This is a genomic window from Vibrio sp. 1249-1 (assembly GCF_033340495.1).
Map to the genome: position 1 here is coordinate 1 of NZ_JAWOWJ010000018.1, position 16,780 is coordinate 16,780.

At 44.9% G+C, this 16,780-nt stretch carries 13 protein-coding genes; 6 read left to right on the forward strand and 7 right to left on the reverse strand.

Features of this window, described 5'->3' with window-relative positions; all coding sequences use genetic code 11:
* Nucleotides 1–390: 390 nt before the first annotated feature.
* Entirely contained in the window at nucleotides 391–954 is a 564-nt protein-coding gene (locus R7Z50_RS21260) for a porin family protein (protein ID WP_005381668.1), read from the reverse strand.
* 398 nt (nucleotides 955–1,352) lie between these two features.
* Between R7Z50_RS21260 and R7Z50_RS21265 the strand changes: the two genes are divergently transcribed.
* The 4 genes from R7Z50_RS21265 (at nucleotide 1,353) to R7Z50_RS21280 (ending at nucleotide 6,230) form a co-directional block, all read left to right on the forward strand.
* The gene (locus R7Z50_RS21265) at nucleotides 1,353–2,234 is read left to right on the forward strand and encodes a LysR family transcriptional regulator (RefSeq protein WP_005381669.1); all 882 of its coding nucleotides are present in this window, start codon (nucleotides 1,353–1,355) and stop codon (nucleotides 2,232–2,234) included.
* Between the two features lie 120 nt (nucleotides 2,235–2,354).
* Complete coding sequence (locus R7Z50_RS21270; protein ID WP_005381670.1) at nucleotides 2,355–3,890, forward strand: bifunctional GNAT family N-acetyltransferase/carbon-nitrogen hydrolase family protein; 1,536 nt, start codon at nucleotides 2,355–2,357, stop codon at nucleotides 3,888–3,890.
* A 204-nt stretch (nucleotides 3,891–4,094) separates the two neighbouring features.
* On the forward strand, nucleotides 4,095–4,682 hold the full coding sequence (locus R7Z50_RS21275) for a DedA family protein (protein ID WP_005381671.1): 588 nt from the start codon (nucleotides 4,095–4,097) through the stop codon (nucleotides 4,680–4,682).
* Between the two features lie 180 nt (nucleotides 4,683–4,862).
* Nucleotides 4,863–6,230, forward strand: a complete 1,368-nt coding sequence (locus tag R7Z50_RS21280; protein ID WP_005381672.1) for a Na+/H+ antiporter NhaC family protein — start codon at nucleotides 4,863–4,865, stop codon at nucleotides 6,228–6,230.
* 74 nt (nucleotides 6,231–6,304) lie between these two features.
* Here the strand turns inward: R7Z50_RS21280 and R7Z50_RS21285 are convergent, their stop codons facing one another.
* From R7Z50_RS21285 to R7Z50_RS21300, 4 genes are all read right to left on the reverse strand, one after another.
* On the reverse strand, nucleotides 6,305–7,144 hold the full coding sequence (locus R7Z50_RS21285) for a 3-keto-5-aminohexanoate cleavage protein (protein ID WP_138940405.1): 840 nt from the start codon (nucleotides 7,142–7,144) through the stop codon (nucleotides 6,305–6,307).
* Nucleotides 7,135–8,466 (reverse strand): aspartate aminotransferase family protein, encoded by a 1,332-nt coding sequence (locus tag R7Z50_RS21290; protein WP_031780846.1) that lies wholly within the window; start codon nucleotides 8,464–8,466, stop codon nucleotides 7,135–7,137. Before R7Z50_RS21290 ends, R7Z50_RS21285 begins: the two co-directional genes overlap by 10 nt.
* Before the next feature lie 208 nt (nucleotides 8,467–8,674).
* The gene (locus R7Z50_RS21295; protein WP_318149250.1) at nucleotides 8,675–9,943 is read right to left on the reverse strand and encodes an O-acetylhomoserine aminocarboxypropyltransferase/cysteine synthase; all 1,269 of its coding nucleotides are present in this window, start codon (nucleotides 9,941–9,943) and stop codon (nucleotides 8,675–8,677) included.
* Nucleotides 9,944–10,060: 117 nt separating this feature from the next.
* Complete coding sequence (locus R7Z50_RS21300; protein ID WP_005381678.1) at nucleotides 10,061–10,972, reverse strand: LysR substrate-binding domain-containing protein; 912 nt, start codon at nucleotides 10,970–10,972, stop codon at nucleotides 10,061–10,063.
* A 106-nt stretch (nucleotides 10,973–11,078) separates the two neighbouring features.
* Here R7Z50_RS21300 and R7Z50_RS21305 point away from each other — a divergent pair, with 106 nt between their 5' ends.
* Together R7Z50_RS21305 and R7Z50_RS21310 are read left to right on the forward strand one after the other, a co-directional pair.
* On the forward strand, nucleotides 11,079–12,335 hold the full coding sequence (locus R7Z50_RS21305; RefSeq protein WP_318149251.1) for a D-amino acid dehydrogenase: 1,257 nt from the start codon (nucleotides 11,079–11,081) through the stop codon (nucleotides 12,333–12,335).
* A 308-nt stretch (nucleotides 12,336–12,643) separates the two neighbouring features.
* A complete protein-coding gene (locus R7Z50_RS21310; RefSeq protein ID WP_005381681.1) occupies nucleotides 12,644–14,191 on the forward strand; it encodes an alanine/glycine:cation symporter family protein in 1,548 nt (515 codons plus the stop codon).
* A 100-nt stretch (nucleotides 14,192–14,291) separates the two neighbouring features.
* Here the strand turns inward: R7Z50_RS21310 and R7Z50_RS21315 are convergent, their stop codons facing one another.
* Together R7Z50_RS21315 and R7Z50_RS21320 are read right to left on the reverse strand one after the other, a co-directional pair.
* Nucleotides 14,292–14,882 carry an acetate uptake transporter gene (locus R7Z50_RS21315; protein WP_005381682.1) on the reverse strand — a complete coding sequence of 197 codons (591 nt, stop codon included), beginning with the start codon at nucleotides 14,880–14,882 and terminating at the stop codon, nucleotides 14,292–14,294.
* A 182-nt stretch (nucleotides 14,883–15,064) separates the two neighbouring features.
* On the reverse strand, nucleotides 15,065–16,747 hold the full coding sequence (locus R7Z50_RS21320) for a chitinase (RefSeq protein ID WP_005381683.1): 1,683 nt from the start codon (nucleotides 16,745–16,747) through the stop codon (nucleotides 15,065–15,067).
* Between the last annotated feature and the right edge of the window lie 33 nt (nucleotides 16,748–16,780).

Sequence of the window (16,780 nt, forward strand, 5' to 3'; positions counted from 1 at the left end):
CACTCAATAGCCAAGAATGGATCAAGTGCTGAGTGTCACACTTTTTCTGTCAATAGGGGCTTGGTGAACACTTACAATTTCAGAGCTAAAAAATGAATGTAACGAACACGTACGGGGTATTATAGGCCACATAAATGTAATGTCAGGCAATGCGGAAATTAACCTATCTAATATTACTTGTAGAGCAATAAAGCTTTGTTTTTCAAGGTTAGTAAAAAGGCTAGACAGTCATGCTAGTAACGTATTAAATACCCTGGAGTAACAATAAAATAAATTAGCCATCGTTTTATATATACGCTTCATCGGTCTTAAATTATTTGAATTATAAATAATAAAAGTGCGAAGCTATTTTGCTTCGCACTTTTATTGAGTCCAGCACGGCTAACTATATTAGAAGCGATACTCTACACCTAGTGATGCTTGGTTAAAGTCTGTTTCCGTGTTTGCACCGTTCGCGACATTCTCCGCATTGAGTTCTACGTCGTACCACATATATTCTGCGTTAACTAAGAAGTTATCAGTAACTTTAAAACCCACACCGGCACCAGCGAATACACCTTCATCATCTTTGTTGCCTTGGAAGCCCGCAACGTTGTAATCCGTCGAGTACCACATTTGACCGCCTTTTGCGTAAAGGTCGACACGATCAGCAATGGGAGCGGTAACTTTTAGAGCCGCTGTATAGCCGTCCGTTTCGGCATTTGCTAGGTTATTACCATAGCTACCGAAATCAATGTAACCACCTTCCAACGCTAAGTAAGGATTAAAACGGTAACCAACTAAACCTTGAATAACATCGCTGTCATCATCAAAGTCATCTTGTCCATCAACTTTTAAGTAACCGTAGTTGGCGCCAACATATACACCATGATCGTTGGAGTCCGCAGCATGTGATAAAGTACTAAACGTTGCTAAAGAAAAAAGGCTAATCAAAGTAACAACATTGCTTTTCATTTCGTTCTCCTAATATAAGTTCCATTGAAGGTTCGAATAGTAAAGAGCAAATGCAATGCCAACTTTAAATTAATGAAAAATATATTTAATTTTATAGAATACTGACAATCCTCTAAAGAACGCCGAACAAAAACAGAAAAAACGATCTGTCTGTTTACTTTATATAAACAATACTAAATTGAGGTTAATCGATGATGTGAAAAAGATTCTTGTTAATTTGTAGATTTTTCAAAGAAATTAAATAAACATCTAAAATACTCTTGTAGATTAATCAGTCAAAAAACGCTTAGCTAGTTTTTATAAGAAAGGAAGCTAATCACACATACGTTGCATCTTACTTTGCTTCAAGCCGTGAATACTCTACTCTTTGCCTAAGCAGAGTTTAATGGAACTGAAGTATGTTAAAAGGCAGTGAATACCCTTCTATTCGAGCATTAAGGACGTTTGTCGCGGTCTCTAATTACCTCAGTTTCTCTAAAGCAGCGGATGCCCTATGTATTACGCAAAGCGCAGTAAGCAAACAAATCGCATCGCTGGAGCAATTGGTGGGTTTACCTTTAATACAAAGAAGGGCGAGTGGTATTGAGTTAACCGAAGAAGGCAAGCGTTATCTGCCGCAAGTCACAGAAGCTTTGGAGCTTATTCAGCATGCAACTGCCAACTTAATCCAGTCAGATTCAAAGCAAGAATTACTCACCGTGGACGTAACCCCTTCTTTTGCCAGCCTTTGGTTGATACCTAATATTGATGACTTCCACCAGCAACATCCTAACATCCGAGTAAGAGTCTGTACCGGGGATGGGAACGTCAAAGATTCGAGCAACGAAAGTGACTTACATATTCGCTGCCTTCCATTATCCACACATTATGAATACAGCCACTTACTGTGCGAAGAAACATTGTTATTAGTCGGTTGCACAAATGCTCCTGCAATTGAGAGTGTGCACGCTGTTAGTAATTATCCGTTTATACCTCAAATCACTCGCCCTCAGCTATGGGAGCAATTTAAAACTGTCTACACTGTAGAATCTCCCGTTACCTATCAACCTGTAGGCGTCGAACATTTTTACCTAGCTTGCGAAGCTGTCAGAATGGGAAAAGGGCTCGCCTTGCTTCCTGATTTTATGGCGCAGTATTCGATTTTAAGAGGGGACATTCAGCATGTTCTCAACCTCTCTTTACAGAGCGGTTATGGTTATTACGTGATGATTCCAAATTATCGACTTTCAGCTAAAAAAGTAGTGGCATTTCACGAATGGCTGAAGAGCAAGCTAAGTTAATGTTGTTTCTTTAAACTCGTTTAGGTAAACCAAAACAACTCAAAGACTTCGGTATCTGTCTGCTCAAATTTATGGCATTCTCATCCATACTATTTAAAAAGGATAAATGGATAGTAGGATATGGACAGCAACACGCCAAGACTCTCTTTACGCACCATTGAGCCGACCGATTACCCAGAGCTCGCGGAATTAATGGACCTTGTTTTTCCTGATGTTGGTGGCTCATGGCCACGCCTGACCATCATGGATCTTATTCATCAGTTTCCTGATGGACAAATCTGTATTGAGGATAACGGAAAAATTGTCGGCGCAGCGCTAACAATCAAAGTGGACTACAACCGATTTTCACTTCCTCACCTGTACACCGACATCATCACCGAGAACAACGTCATCCAAAACCAAGTGACCGGTGACGCCATGTATGGTCTCGATGTATTTGTTCACCCGGACTACCGTGGGCTGCGTTTAGGTCGCCGCCTGTATGATGCGCGTAAAGAACTTTGCCGGAGTAAGAATTTCAAAGCAATTTTAGCCGGTGGTCGCATCCCGAATTACCACAAATATGCTGACGAACTGAGCGTGGCTGAATACATCGACAAGATAAAACGCCGTGAGCTTCACGATCCTATTTTGTCTTTTCAGCTTGCAAATGACTTCGATGTAAAGCGTATTATGCGTGGTTACTTGCCAGAGGATAGTGCTTCTAAAGGCTACGCAACTCTACTGGAGTGGGATAACTTCTTCTACGAAGAGGATATTCAATCCGTACACGATGTAGAAAAAACGCTGATTCGGATTGGTGTTGTGCAATGGCAAATGCGTGCTATGAATGACTTAGAGGACTTGCTCGATCAGGCTGAGTTCTTCATCTCTTCTCTTGCGAACTACAAAGCCGATTTCGCCCTATTCCCTGAATTCTTTAACGCGCCGCTGATGGGATTGCAAAACGACCAAAATTCCGTCGAAGCAATTCGCTTTTTGGCTAGCTTTACAGAAGAGATCAAAAACCGCTTCTCGCAGATGGCCGTCACCTACAACATCAACATTATTGCAGGCAGTATGCCCGTCATCGAGGATGGCAAGTTGTATAATGTGGCCTACTTGCTGCAACGAGATGGTGAAATAAACGCTCAATATAAGATCCACATCACGCCCCATGAGCAAAAAGACTGGGTGATCGACGGTGGTGACAATGTTCAAGTGTTCGAAACCGATGCAGGCAAAGTCGGCATACTGATTTGTTATGACAGCGAGTTCCCAGAGTTGGGAAGAATGCTCGCCGAGCAAGGCGCACAAATTGTGTTCGTTCCTTTCTGGACAGACACAAAAAATGGCTACCAACGAGTACGAATCTGTTCCCAATCACGAGCCATCGAAAACGAATGCTACGTTGCAATTGGGGGCAGTGTCGGCAACTTACCTCGTGTTGATAATGTCGATATCCAGTACGCACAATCTGCCGTATTTTCACCGTCGGATATCTATTTTCCACACGATGCGACCTTGACAGAAGCAAGCGCCAACACCGAAATGATAATCTTCGCTGATGTTGATTTGACTAAGTTGAAACAGCTTAATACCGAAGGCTCTGTCACCAACTTACGTCATCGCCGCCTTGATTTGTATGGTGCATTCACCAAAGCCAAAGAGTCATAAGGATCTCCCTAATTCGCCGCTACCAAAGAGCGTGGCGGCGAATAAAGCCTGCTGCAGGTTGATTCTGCGCAATTATCAGAGGCATGTCAGTTTTTCTCAATGGTGAGAAACAAGAATTGACCCAATAGGACATTCGGAGTATCACTCCAACTTCGTTCCGCTTTTATTAGGGGAAAGCTTTTGGAACATATTAACGAACTTCTCATGTCAATGAAGCCTTTGCTTGAGCAATACGGCTACGTTGCGCTGATTGTCAGTATATTTCTAGAAGGGATAGGTATCCCGATGCCTGGTCAATCACTGATGATCGCGGCATCTTTGCTCTCGTCAGAACAAGTCATGAACCTAAGTATGGTAATGATGGTATCGTGGCTGAGCTGCTTTTTGGGTAATACCTGTGGTTACCTAATCGGCTATTACTTTGAAGGCTGGTTGGATAAAAAAGGCTACATTTCCGGCCCGAAGATGCAAACGCTTCAATTGACTATCCAGAAATACGGCCCTACGTGCTTGGTCGTCAGCCGCTTTATTGAAGGAATGAAGCAATTTATGCCTCTTGCATGCGGTATCGCGAAAATGCCACGTAGAGAGTTTTTGCTCGGTAACGCCCTCGCGGCGACGGTTTGGGTATTGGTATTCAGCTTGTTAACTCACTTTGCATTTGAACATTTAAGCGTGTTGAGCAACCTGTACACCGAATACAAATATCTGGTATGGGCATTTGCTGCTGTCTTATTTACGTGGATGGTTTTAGGTATTGTTAAACGCAAAAAAGCCAAATCAATGCAATAACGATAGTCTCTTCATTAGCGCATAACTAAAGCTCGTGGTATCAGTGAGATACGCAACACGAGCTTTTATCTTTTTCTTTACGTGTAAAATTTAAACAGCCATTTAGACGTCTAGACGTTGACAATGTAGAAGTGTGATATTAGTCTGCTCTTCTCTCTTATCATTAACATTGTCGTTTACATGTCCGGTTCCCAACAAACTACTAAAACAGTTGCACCGTCTGCGGTCGCACTGATCCCATTAATTGTATTCCTTGCGCTATTTATTGGCGTAGGCACATACTTATCTTTGCAAGGCGTGGAATTTGCCTTCTACCAGCTGCCTGCACCCATCGCGGTGTTACCAGCCATCATCATTGCGTTTCTTTTAAGTAAAGAGAAACTTAACCGCTCAATCGAACACTTCATGCGTGGTGTTGGCCACCCAGACATCATCGCAATGTGTATGATCTATCTGCTTGCAGGTGCCTTTGCTGCGGTAGCAAAAGCCTCTGGCGGTGTTGATGCAACAGTGAACCTTGGTTTATCCGCTATTCCAACCAGCATGATTTTACCGGGCATTTTTCTGATTTCTGCTTTTATCGCAACAGCAATGGGGACTTCGATGGGTACCATCGCAGCCGTTGCCCCCGTAGCGTTGGGTATTGCTGAATCAGCAGGAATGAGCTTACCGTTAACCGCAGGCGTTGTACTGAGCGGCGCTATGTTTGGTGATAACCTTTCTATCATCTCTGACACCACCATCGCGGCGACACGCTCTCAAGGTTGTGAGATGAAAGACAAGTTTAAAGAGAACATTCGTATTGCTTTACCTGCGGCGTTGATCGCGATTGCAGTGTTCGCTTTCAACAGTACTGCGACTCAAGTGCCTGCAACTGGCGATATTGAGTGGCTAAAAGTCTTGCCGTACATCACTATTTTGATCCTAGCGGTATCTGGTGTGAATGTGTTTGTGGTTCTGTCGATTGGCATTCTTTTGGCTGGCGGCGTGAGCTTGGCATCGATTGACAATTACGGACTAACTAATCTAGCCCAAGACGTATACAAAGGCTTTGGTAACATGCAAGAGATCTTCTTGTTATCCATGCTGATTGGTGGCTTGAGTGAACTGATGCGTCGCCAAGGTGGTCTTGCTTTTCTAACAAATTTCGTTAGTAGCCTTATCCACGCGTTTGGCTCTAGTCACTCTAAGCATGCGAACAGTCGTGCAAGCGAGCTAGGTATTGCAGGTTTGGTATCAATGGTCAATGGCTGTACGGCAAACAACACCGTAGCCATCATTGTATCGGGCAGCGTTGCTCGCCAACTGGCGGAAGAGAATAATGTCTCTCCTCGCCGCTCAGCAAGCTTGTTAGACATTTTCTCATGCGTGGTGCAAGGCGTGTTGCCTTACGGTGCTCAAGTACTACTGCTAGGTTCCGTGTTCAACCTCTCGCCACTTGAAGTAGTTGCCAATTCTTACTACTGTTTTGCATTAGCGATAGCGGCTGTTGTCGCGGTGTTTATCAAACATCCCGCTCGTCAACCTGTAGCGCAAACTGAGAACTAACGACAAATACCGAAAAGGCTCCGATGGAGCCTTTTTACTTTCCTTTCTTCTTTTTTTCTTTTCCGCGAGCAGATTTACTTCAAAGCTGAACGCAAACTTTGCGCACTGCGTAAAGGAATCGCAAAGCGATGCGCCACATCGCGTAGAGCTTCCACCTGAGCCGCGTTACTGATTGCTAATTCGCCTGCCACATCGAAGTGGTTATTCTCAAACCCCACTCTAACATCGAATCCAAGTAACATCGCACTCGCTAAACAGTCTTGCTCTCGCGCACCAAAAGCACAAATGGCACATCGAATTTCTTCCTCGTCAAAACGCGCCAAATTCAAACCTCGTAAATCCCATGGCGAAGACTGTTGAGTTTGGTGATAACGCCCTAACACCACTAATGCATGCTGATGCGTTTTAGGTAACACGCCCGCATCGCGTAGTTGGAAATAACGTTCAATGTCGGTTGTATCGTAGAGAATAATTTGGCTCACGATGCTGTTCTCTGCCAACCAATGGAAAAAGACATGCCCTTCTTTCTCACTTGCGCGATCGGGGATTAACTCCCTCAATGCGAAAGAAGCCGCTTCAGGTTTCACAGCTTTGACTAACGCCCTCTGTTGTGGCGGAGAATATAAACCCACAGCTTCTGTGGTGAGCTGAACCATCATGGTTTCTCCCACCGCTTCTTTCACGGCATGGTAAATTGCCATGTTGTCGTCGATGTCTAATGAATGACATCCGTTGGCGTCTCTAGCATGCAAATGGATCATGGCAGCCCCTGCCGTTTGACAAGCGATAGCCTCTGCAACCAGTTCGTCTTTTGTCATAGGTAAGTTGGCGTGATCGTGCTTAGTTTTTCTAGCACCGTTTGGGGCCACGATAATGGCGATAGGTTCTCGCAAATATTGGTTTGCTACTTCCATGTCTCCGCCACCTCTTTTAACGTTAATGAGAGTTTACCGACTAGTTCATCAATATGATGAGACTGAATAATGAATGGCGGTGCGAGCAAAATATGGTGCCCATTAACGCCATCAATCGTTCCGCCCATTGGGTAGCACATTAAGCCATTTTCCATTGCTCGCTGTTTGATGCGTTTGTCTGCCAATGTGGCTTTACTCAGAGGCGCCTTGCTTTCTTTATCCGCCACCAGCTCAATGCCAAAAAACAAGCCTTTACCACGAATGTCGCCAATGTACGGTAAATGGGCCAATGCAGAAGTAAGCTCATTACGCAGCAAAGCACTTTGCTGATTCACCGCCGTTAATAAATCATCTTGGAAGATGGTTTCAATTGTTGCCACGGCAGCAGCGCACGCCACAGGGTGCGCCATAAAGGTATGACCGTGTTGGAAAAAACCGCTTCCATCAGCAATAGCTTGATAGACTCGATCATTCGCAACCACCGCGCCAATAGGTTGATAACCCGCACCAAGCCCTTTAGCCATACACACCAGATCGGGTTCTGCCTCTTCTTGCTCAAACGCAAAAAAACTGCCACTGCGTCCAACGCCACACATGACTTCATCCAAGATCAATAACACATCGTATTGGTCGCATATTTCGCGAATACGCTTGAAGTAACCTTGTGTGGCAGGCACAGCTCCAGCGGTGGCTCCCACAATGGGCTCAGCGACAAAAGCCATGACATTATCAGCCCCCAACTCAAGAATTTTTGCCTCTAGCTCATTCGCCGCTCGCAATGAGTAATCCAATTCCGACTCATGACTCTGCTGATAACGATAAGCATAGCAAGGGGCGATATGATGGCTCGGGTGTAAGATGGGTTTGAACGGTTCACGTCGCCATTCATTACCTCCGACAGCCAGAGCCCCCAAGGTATTACCGTGATAACTTTGCTGACGCGCGATGAATTGCTTTTTCTCTGGCTTACCTGATTCCACGAAATACTGCCGCGCCATTTTTAGTGCCGACTCCACTGCCTCTGATCCGCCACTGACTAAATACACATGGTTGAACTGTTCAGGCATGTACTGACAAATCAATTCTGCTAGGCGCTCACTGTTGTCACTAGTAAAAAATCCAGTATGAGCAAATGGCACTCGCTCGATCTGTTCCAACATGGCTTTTTTAACGGCGTGATGACTGTGGCCAAGGTTTGATACCGCAGCACCACCACAAGCATCGAGATACTGCTTTCCATGCTTATCGAATAGATAAACACCTTCACCTCTATCGATGATTGGTAGCGTGGCATGGCAATGACGGTGAAATACGTAAGACATTTGAGTCCCTTCCAATGTGTAATACTTGCACACATCATCAGGAACAAACCCAAACGTGACAAGAGAATAAATCTCACCCTCTATGAGCTTTTGGAATACCACAAACCAAAAACACCAAATCCCTTGATATTTAAACAATAAAATAAAAATAGGCCAGCTTTTTTAAAGGCTGGCCTATGGGTAACCCAAAGCTAAAAACAGAATCGTTTTACGCGTTTAGTGCCTGTTCTAAATCGGCTAGAATATCGTCAATATGCTCAATACCCACCGATAAACGAATCATCTCTGGAGACACACCAGCTTGTTTTTGTTCTGCTTCGCTCAATTGACGATGAGTCGTCGATGCAGGATGGCAAGCCAATGATTTTGCATCGCCAATGTTCACCAAACGCTTAAAGATTTTCAAAGCATCATAAAAACGCACACCAGCGTCATAACCATCTTTTAAACCAAACGACAAAATCGCAGAAGGCTTACCTTTCATGTATTTTTCGGCGAGATGGAAGTGTTCAGAACTTGGTAATCCGGCATAACTTACCCAACTGACGTTGTCATTCTGTTCCAAGAATTCAGCCACTTTGAGTGTGTTCTCGGTATGGCGCTCCATACGCAGCGGTAACGTTTCTAGCCCTTGCATAAGCATAAATGCATTCATCGGTGATAATGCGGCTCCGGTATTACGCAGTGGTACGGTACGCGCACGCCCGATAAATGCCGCCTCACCAAACGCTTCGGTATACACCACGCCGTGGTAAGAAGGTTCTGGTTGGTTGAAAACAGGAAAGCGGTCTTTGTGCTGCGCCCAAGGGAATTTACCTGAATCCACAATCACGCCACCTAATGTGGTGCCATGCCCACCAACGTATTTAGTGAGAGAGTGAACTACGATATCCGCACCAAATTCGATGGGTTTGCAAAGCACTGGCGTCGCAACGGTGTTATCCACAATCACAGGTACGCCTTGTGCATGAGCAAGCTCCGCCACACGTTCTAAATCGATGATATTGCCCGCAGGGTTCCCAATGCTCTCGCAGTACACCGCTTTGGTATTTTCATCAATTAATTCGGCCAAACTTTCTGGCTTGTCATCTTTAGCAAACTTCACCTGAATACCTTGATTTGGGAGCATGTGCGCAAACAAGGTATAAGTACCGCCATAAAGTTGCGGCGTAGAAACGATGTTATCGCCCGCTTGCGCTAACGTCAGAATCGCATAGTTAATCGCTGCACTCCCCGCACTCACGACCAATCCAGCAATGCCGCCTTCTAACGCTGCCATGCGTTTTTCCAGCACGTCATTAGTCGGATTCATGATGCGAGTGTAGATATTCCCCGGCACTTCCAAGTTAAACAGATCAGCGCCGTGCTGCGCGTTATCAAACTCGTACGCGACCGTTTGATAAATCGGTGTCGCGACAGATTTGGTGGTCGGGTCAGTTTCGTAACCAAAATGGATAGATAGCGTTTCGTCTTTCATGTTCTTCCCTGTCTTTCATCACTCAAATAGCGGCAAGAAAAGCACTTACCTTGCTTAAAACTTATATTGCCCAATTTTTCAACAAATAACGTAGGGATGAATCACAGAGATAAAACGCTAATTCAACTGTCCAAGTAACCAGTGACGAAACGTTTCTGTCGCATTCGTACGTGTGTTCATGATCAAGTAATACCCTGCATTGGCAGGAATCGGTTTGAATGGAGAAACCAAACGCTCTGTCGTCAATTCATCCTCAATCAATGCCATTCGAGCCATCGCAATCCCAACGCCAGCTTCGGCTGCAGACATCGCCATATCCGTTCGATTAAAAAAGTGTCCGACATCGGTTTTAAAATCCAACCCCATCGCTGACGCCCAATATAGCCACTCATAGTCACGCGTCGCTTTTTCCCATGGCATCGCATCGTGTAGTAGCGTCGCCTCTTGCCATTGCTTCACTGGCATTGAGTTTTTTTGCTCACCAAACAACGTTTTTAGCCAGCCATGATCCTCAAGGTATTTTGGACTCATCACCGGTAGCAGATGCTCATCCAAAATCAGCTCCGCGTTAGCATTTCTATAAGGATGAAGACCATAGTCAATTGCGGCGTCATAGTCTTTTATCTCACTATTTACCAGCGCACCTTCCGCAAAGATTTGTACTTGGATATCCGGATTATCATGATGGAAGCTTTCGAGCTTTGGGACTAACCATTTGAAAGCAAAAGAAGGCGTCAACTTCAAACGAATTTCATTGGTTTGCTTTTCTACTTTGAGCTCATCAAGCAATTTGCTCAGTTCCGAAAAGTGAAACTGCGTCGCTTGGTGTAACTGAGTGCCTTTTACGGTTAAACGAATACCGCGAGAGTGGCGTTCAAATAAAGTAAAACCTAATAACGCTTCCAAATGAATAATTTGTTGGCTTATGGCACCAGTGGTGAGGTGTAAATGTCTTGCAGCACCAGTAAAGCTGTTGTACTCCGCGACTTGGCTAAATAAACACAAACCACTTATCAGATTACTTTTCATCCTTGAGCCTATAGTTTTTCTAAACGCTGTGTGTAATTTATATCGATTGTTAACAAAAGGTAAAGAAAAGAAACTGAGCACTCTGATAAATGTGTGGAGTGCATCAATGGAAGTCATCGTATTAGGCAGCGGCGTTATCGGCTTAACCTCTGCTTGGTATTTATCTCAAGCAGGCTATCAAGTTACCGTCATTGACCGCCAAGCAAGCAGTGCCATGGAAACGAGCTTCGCCAATGCCGGGCAGATCTCATATGGCTATTCTTCGCCTTGGGCTGCGCCTGGTGTTCCTGTTAAAGCCATTAAGTGGTTAATGGAGGAGCATGCTCCACTTAAAATCAAACCCACTCTGAATGCCGACATGATCCGCTGGGCAAGTAAAATGGTCGCGAACTGCACCCTACCTCGCTATCAAGTTAACAAGGCTCGCATGCTTTCGATCGCCAACCACAGCCGTATTTGCTTAGAACAGTTACGCCAAGAACACGCCATTGAGTATCAAGGGCGTCAGTTTGGGACCTTGCAAGTATTCCGAACACATCAACAGCTGCAAGCTATTGAAAAGGACATGCAGCTCCTTGAACAAAGCGGAACCCGATTTAAGCTAATGGACGTCGAACAATGTATTGAACAAGAGCCAGGGCTTGCACTTGTGAAAGACAAACTGGTTGGTGGCTTGCATCTACCTGATGACGAAACGGGCGATTGCCATCAATTTTGCCAACAACTAACGGAGCTTGCTAAGACAAACGGTGTCCGATTTGAGTTCGATACTGAAGTAAGCAATTGGGTTACAGTAGGCAAAAAGATCATAGGTGTCCAAACGAACCGAGGACAATTTAAAGCAGACCAATATGTGGTGGCCTCTGGCAGCTACTCTACAGCGCTACTCAAGCAACTCGATATTGATATTCCGGTCTACCCTGTCAAAGGCTATTCACTCACCATCCCGATGGAAGATGAACACTTCTCTCCTCGATCTACTGTGATGGATGAAACCTATAAAGTCGCTATGACTCGATTTGATGACAGAATTCGCGTAGCTGGCACCGCAGAATTAGCAGGGTTTGATACTTCCCTTCCACAAAAGCGGAAAAACACTATCGAAATGGTCATCCGTGATCTTTTTCCTCGTTGTGGTGACTTCAGCCAAGCTGAGTTTTGGAGCGGCTTTAGGCCAATGACGCCTGATGGCACACCAATTATCGGCGCGACTAAATACGATAACCTTTTTACTAATACCGGACACGGAACTCTGGGCTGGACGATGGCTTGTGGTTCAGGTCAATTGCTAGCAAGCGTAATGAAAGGTGAAAAAGCAAAAGTGATGGATAATGCGGAACTTAACCTTTGTCGTTACGCCTGAGCACATGACTGAACAAAAAAACAGACAGACACTTACTCCACAAAATGCATAACCATTGGCATTTTTAACTCATCAAAATCGCAGCACATTTAAATGACAATGTGCTGCATAATTAATCATCAGGCAAATCTTCTACCTAAAAGGAGCAAATAAGCAACAAGAACCAAATTTTAACAACTACTCTCCATTCTGTGTTCATCATCACGCTACAAAGGATTTGTAGCTAAAAAAGTTAACAATTGCATTACATAAAGGGTAATGTATTGTGTGAAAAACAACCACAAACACAACTAACAGGGAAAATACTCATGCAGTCATTAGTTGATTTTCTGAATGGAATTATTTGGAGCCCGGTACTGATCTATTTGTGCCTTGGCGCAGGTTTGTTCTATTCAATCATGACGCGTTTTGTACAAATTCGTCACTTCTTTGAGATGTGGCGCTTATTACTTTCAGGGAAGAGTTCAACAAAAGGGATATCATCATTTCAGGCACTTGCCGTTTCACTATCTGGCCGTGTAGGTACAGGTAACATTGCTGGTGTTGCTGCTGCTATCGGTTTCGGTGGCCCAGGCGCAGTATTCTGGATGTGGGTCGTTGCCTTCTTTGGCGCTGCAACCGCATACGCAGAATCAACACTTGCACAAATTTATAAAGAAGAAGACGAAGGCGAGTTCCGTGGTGGCCCTGCTTACTATATTGAGAAAGCAATGGGACAAAAATGGTACGCTTGGATCTTTGCTATCGCGACCATCTTTGCTTGTGGTGTTCTACTTCCTGGCGTTCAATCGAACAGTATCGGTAACGCAGTAGAAGCCGCATTTGGCTCAGGTGACATGATTGAAACCGCTATTGGTACCTTCAGTTTTGCTAAAATTTTCACTGGTACGGTTGTTTGTGTCATTTTGGCTTTCATCATTTTTGGTGGCGTAAAGCGTATCGCGAACTTTACCCAAGTCGTTGTACCATTTATGGCGTTAGCTTACATCATTACTGCGTTTGTCATCATCCTTCTAAACATTGGTGAGGTTCCGCGCATTTTCGGCATGATTATTGGTGACGCGTTCACACCAATGGCAGGCGTTGGTGCCGCAATTGGCTGGGGTGTAAAACGTGGTGTCTACTCCAACGAAGCAGGTCAAGGTACTGGTCCTCACGCAGCAGCAGCAGCGAGTGTTGATCACCCTGCTCAGCAAGGTCTTGTTCAATCTTTCTCTATTTACATCGATACACTACTTGTGTGTTCAGCAACCGCGTTCATGATTCTTATCACTGGCGCGTACAACGTAAATGGTGCGATTGAAGGTACATTCCTGGTTCAAAACCTACCAGCGGATATTGGTGCAAATGGCCCTGTGTTTACACAGATGGCGATCGAAAGCGCACTACCTGGCGTGGGTAAACCATTCATCGCAATCGCTCTATTCTTCTTCGCGTTTACGACCATTCTGGCTTACTACTACATTGCAGAAACGAACATTGCTTACATTCGTCGTACGTTCAAAGTAAATGGACTGATGTTTATTCTGAAAGTCATCATTATTTCATCCGTGTTCTACGGAACCGTGAAAACCGCCAACTTAGCATGGGCGATGGGTGATGTAGGTGTAGGACTGATGGCGTGGCTAAACATCATCGGTATTTTGATCATCTTCTTTATGTCGAAGCCTGCACTCAAAGCATTGAACGACTACGAAGAGCAACAAAAACGTGGTGTGACCGATTTTACATTTAACCCTGTTGCACTGGGCATTAAAGGCGCAGATTACTGGGAAGATAAGTACCGACGTAAAACGGGTAAAGCACCAACGGCAGACAGCAATAGCGCAGAAACTGTTGAGCAACCATCAACATAGCGTTATCACATAAATAAGAAAAAGCAGTGGTCCGATTAAGGACATAAAAAAGGGGGATTAACCAATGGTTAATCCCCCTTTCTTCTTTATGAGTAACAGCTTAGGCGATAACCGCTTCAACTTTACGAGCGATTTTTGCTTTACCCACAGGTAACACTTCACGACCAAATTCGTTGTTCAGTACTTGCGCCATTGCGAAGTAAATTGCACTTGCGCCACAGAAGATACCCTCGAAGCCAGCGATAGCACCGATCACTTCGCTACCAGTGAAATCACGAGCAGCAAGCAAGAAGAACAGGATAGTTAGAGAGCCAAATACCACTTGCTTCGCTGTTGGGTAACATAGAGAACCAATGAACATGAAACCAGTGAAGATGCCCCAAAGCGCTAGGTACCAACCCATAAAGCTTGCAGGGCTTGCAGGAAGACCCATGTGAGGCATTACGATTAGACCAACCAATGTTAGCCAAAATAGACCGTAAGAAGTAAACGCAGTTGTGCCGAATGTATCACCGCGTTTAAAGCACATGATGCCAACGATTACTTGGCTAAGGCCACCGTAAAAGATGCCCATCGCTAGAATCATAGAGTCAATTGGGAAAAATCCTGCATTATGAATATTGAGCAGAATAGTGGTCATACCGAAACCCATAAGACCTAGCGGTGCTGGGTTAGCCAGTTTTGTCGACATGTACAAATACCTTTTTTCAAAAATGTTGATAAAAAATGCGCGCGAATTTTAATGGGCTCCAGAACAAAAGAGAAAAGCTGTTATTGAAAACTTAGATTCCATAAATAAACCACTACATATATAAAAAAAGACCCTGCAAAAAAGCAGAGTCTTTATAGATGGTTAGGTTGTTTTTTACTCGATCACTGACAAGAAATCTCGTCCCAGAACCAGTTGCTTTGCGTTGGGCTTTCCCACACTCCTGGGCCATTTTTCGCAACAAAACATTTGTTTTGGTACGTCACTTTATCGCCGTTAGCGACTTGCGTTACACCCGGCTCCCACTGAATAAAATTGCCTGTCACTGGTGGTTCTGGCTCGGTTACTGGCGGCTCTGGCTCAGTCACCGGTGGTTCAGGTTCCGTTGTAGGCGGCTCCGTAGGAGTGCCTGAAACCAGCTTCCAAGGGTCTCCTTTCGTTGGCTCATTACCTTGTGACCACCATTTCGCTTCGTAAACAGCACCTTGGTAAGAAACTTGATCACCCGTGTTATATACTTTGCCAGAATCCCAAGCTGCCACACCACCTACAGGCGGATCGACCGGATCCACTGGGTCTAACTTGTCAACTACACGAACTTCTGGCCAACCCGCATGAGATTGGTAGAAGTTAGTTACACATTTCTCATAGTCACCCGCAACTAGCGCAGAGTAAGCCGTTTGGAAACCAACAAGTTCACATTCAAAAGAGTGGCCTCCCGGACGATCTGAGTAGTATTTCCAGTTCCCATCCCAGTTGGTGTACAACACGTCTGTCGCACCATTCAGATTTAAGCTGCCGTAAGGCGTCTGCTGCCAACAGGTATTGGTCTCATCGGCTTCAATTGGAATTTGATAATGAGCGGCAAGTCCTTCCCAATAGCGAATACGGTTAACAGGTTGGCCTTTATCTTTGTTTTGCTCTCCACACTCAATACCACCATTGATCACGTTGATGGTGGTACCAAAGCCGTAACCAATGCCAGCATCAAGCTCACGCTGTGAAGGCACCCAAGTACGGTCAATCACATGTAGCATTGCAGGTTTCGGTGCTTGTGGGGTTAGGAAGAACCAGATAGCCGATGCTAAGTTCAGCCACGAATCCGCAACCAAGCCTGGATTTTTCAGCAATACAGATGCATCGCCATCAAACATCACTTCAGAGAACGCGCCATAGTTAAAATGGTAAGAAAGCTGCTTTGCACCACGTCCAAAGTAACCTTGTCCAGACTCACATGGCCAGCGTTTGTTTTGCCAGTCATTTTGACCACAACCTGTTGTGTAACCTTCTTGCCCTTCAGACCATCCCATTTCTCGCACATGAACCAAAGCTTGCTGCCACTCTTCCAACCCTAGCGGATTATCCGATACGTTATCAATCGAAATATGGCCACCGGTTTCTTGTGCAAAGTGAGCAAACGCTGTCACGATCGATTTTTTACAAATTGCATCCGAATCACGACCGTCTGTGTACTCACCACAGAATGCAGGGAACTTACCAATTGCACGTAGGAAACGCGTGTAAGTGTATTCAGGTGCCGCCATTTGAGTCAGGAAGTCCCACTCACTTTCGGGGAATACACGCTCTACACGCTTCACGTTTTCTGGGTTGGTTGTCGCCCCTGGAACAATCGCTTCAACCACTGAGTTCGGGCGTGTCTCTAATGCTTGTGACCAAATGGCATACATAGGATCAGAAGTTTTGCTTTGCTCTACGGCTTGAACGTCACCACGAGCAATAACATAACCATTCGGATTTTGCGGATCGGGCTGAATATTCATACTCGCATTCACTTGTGCTGCTAAGACACAACTCAATGCAAGAGGAAGATGTTTGAGTGCAAACATGTCTAGTCTCCGGATTTCAACAATACAATATAC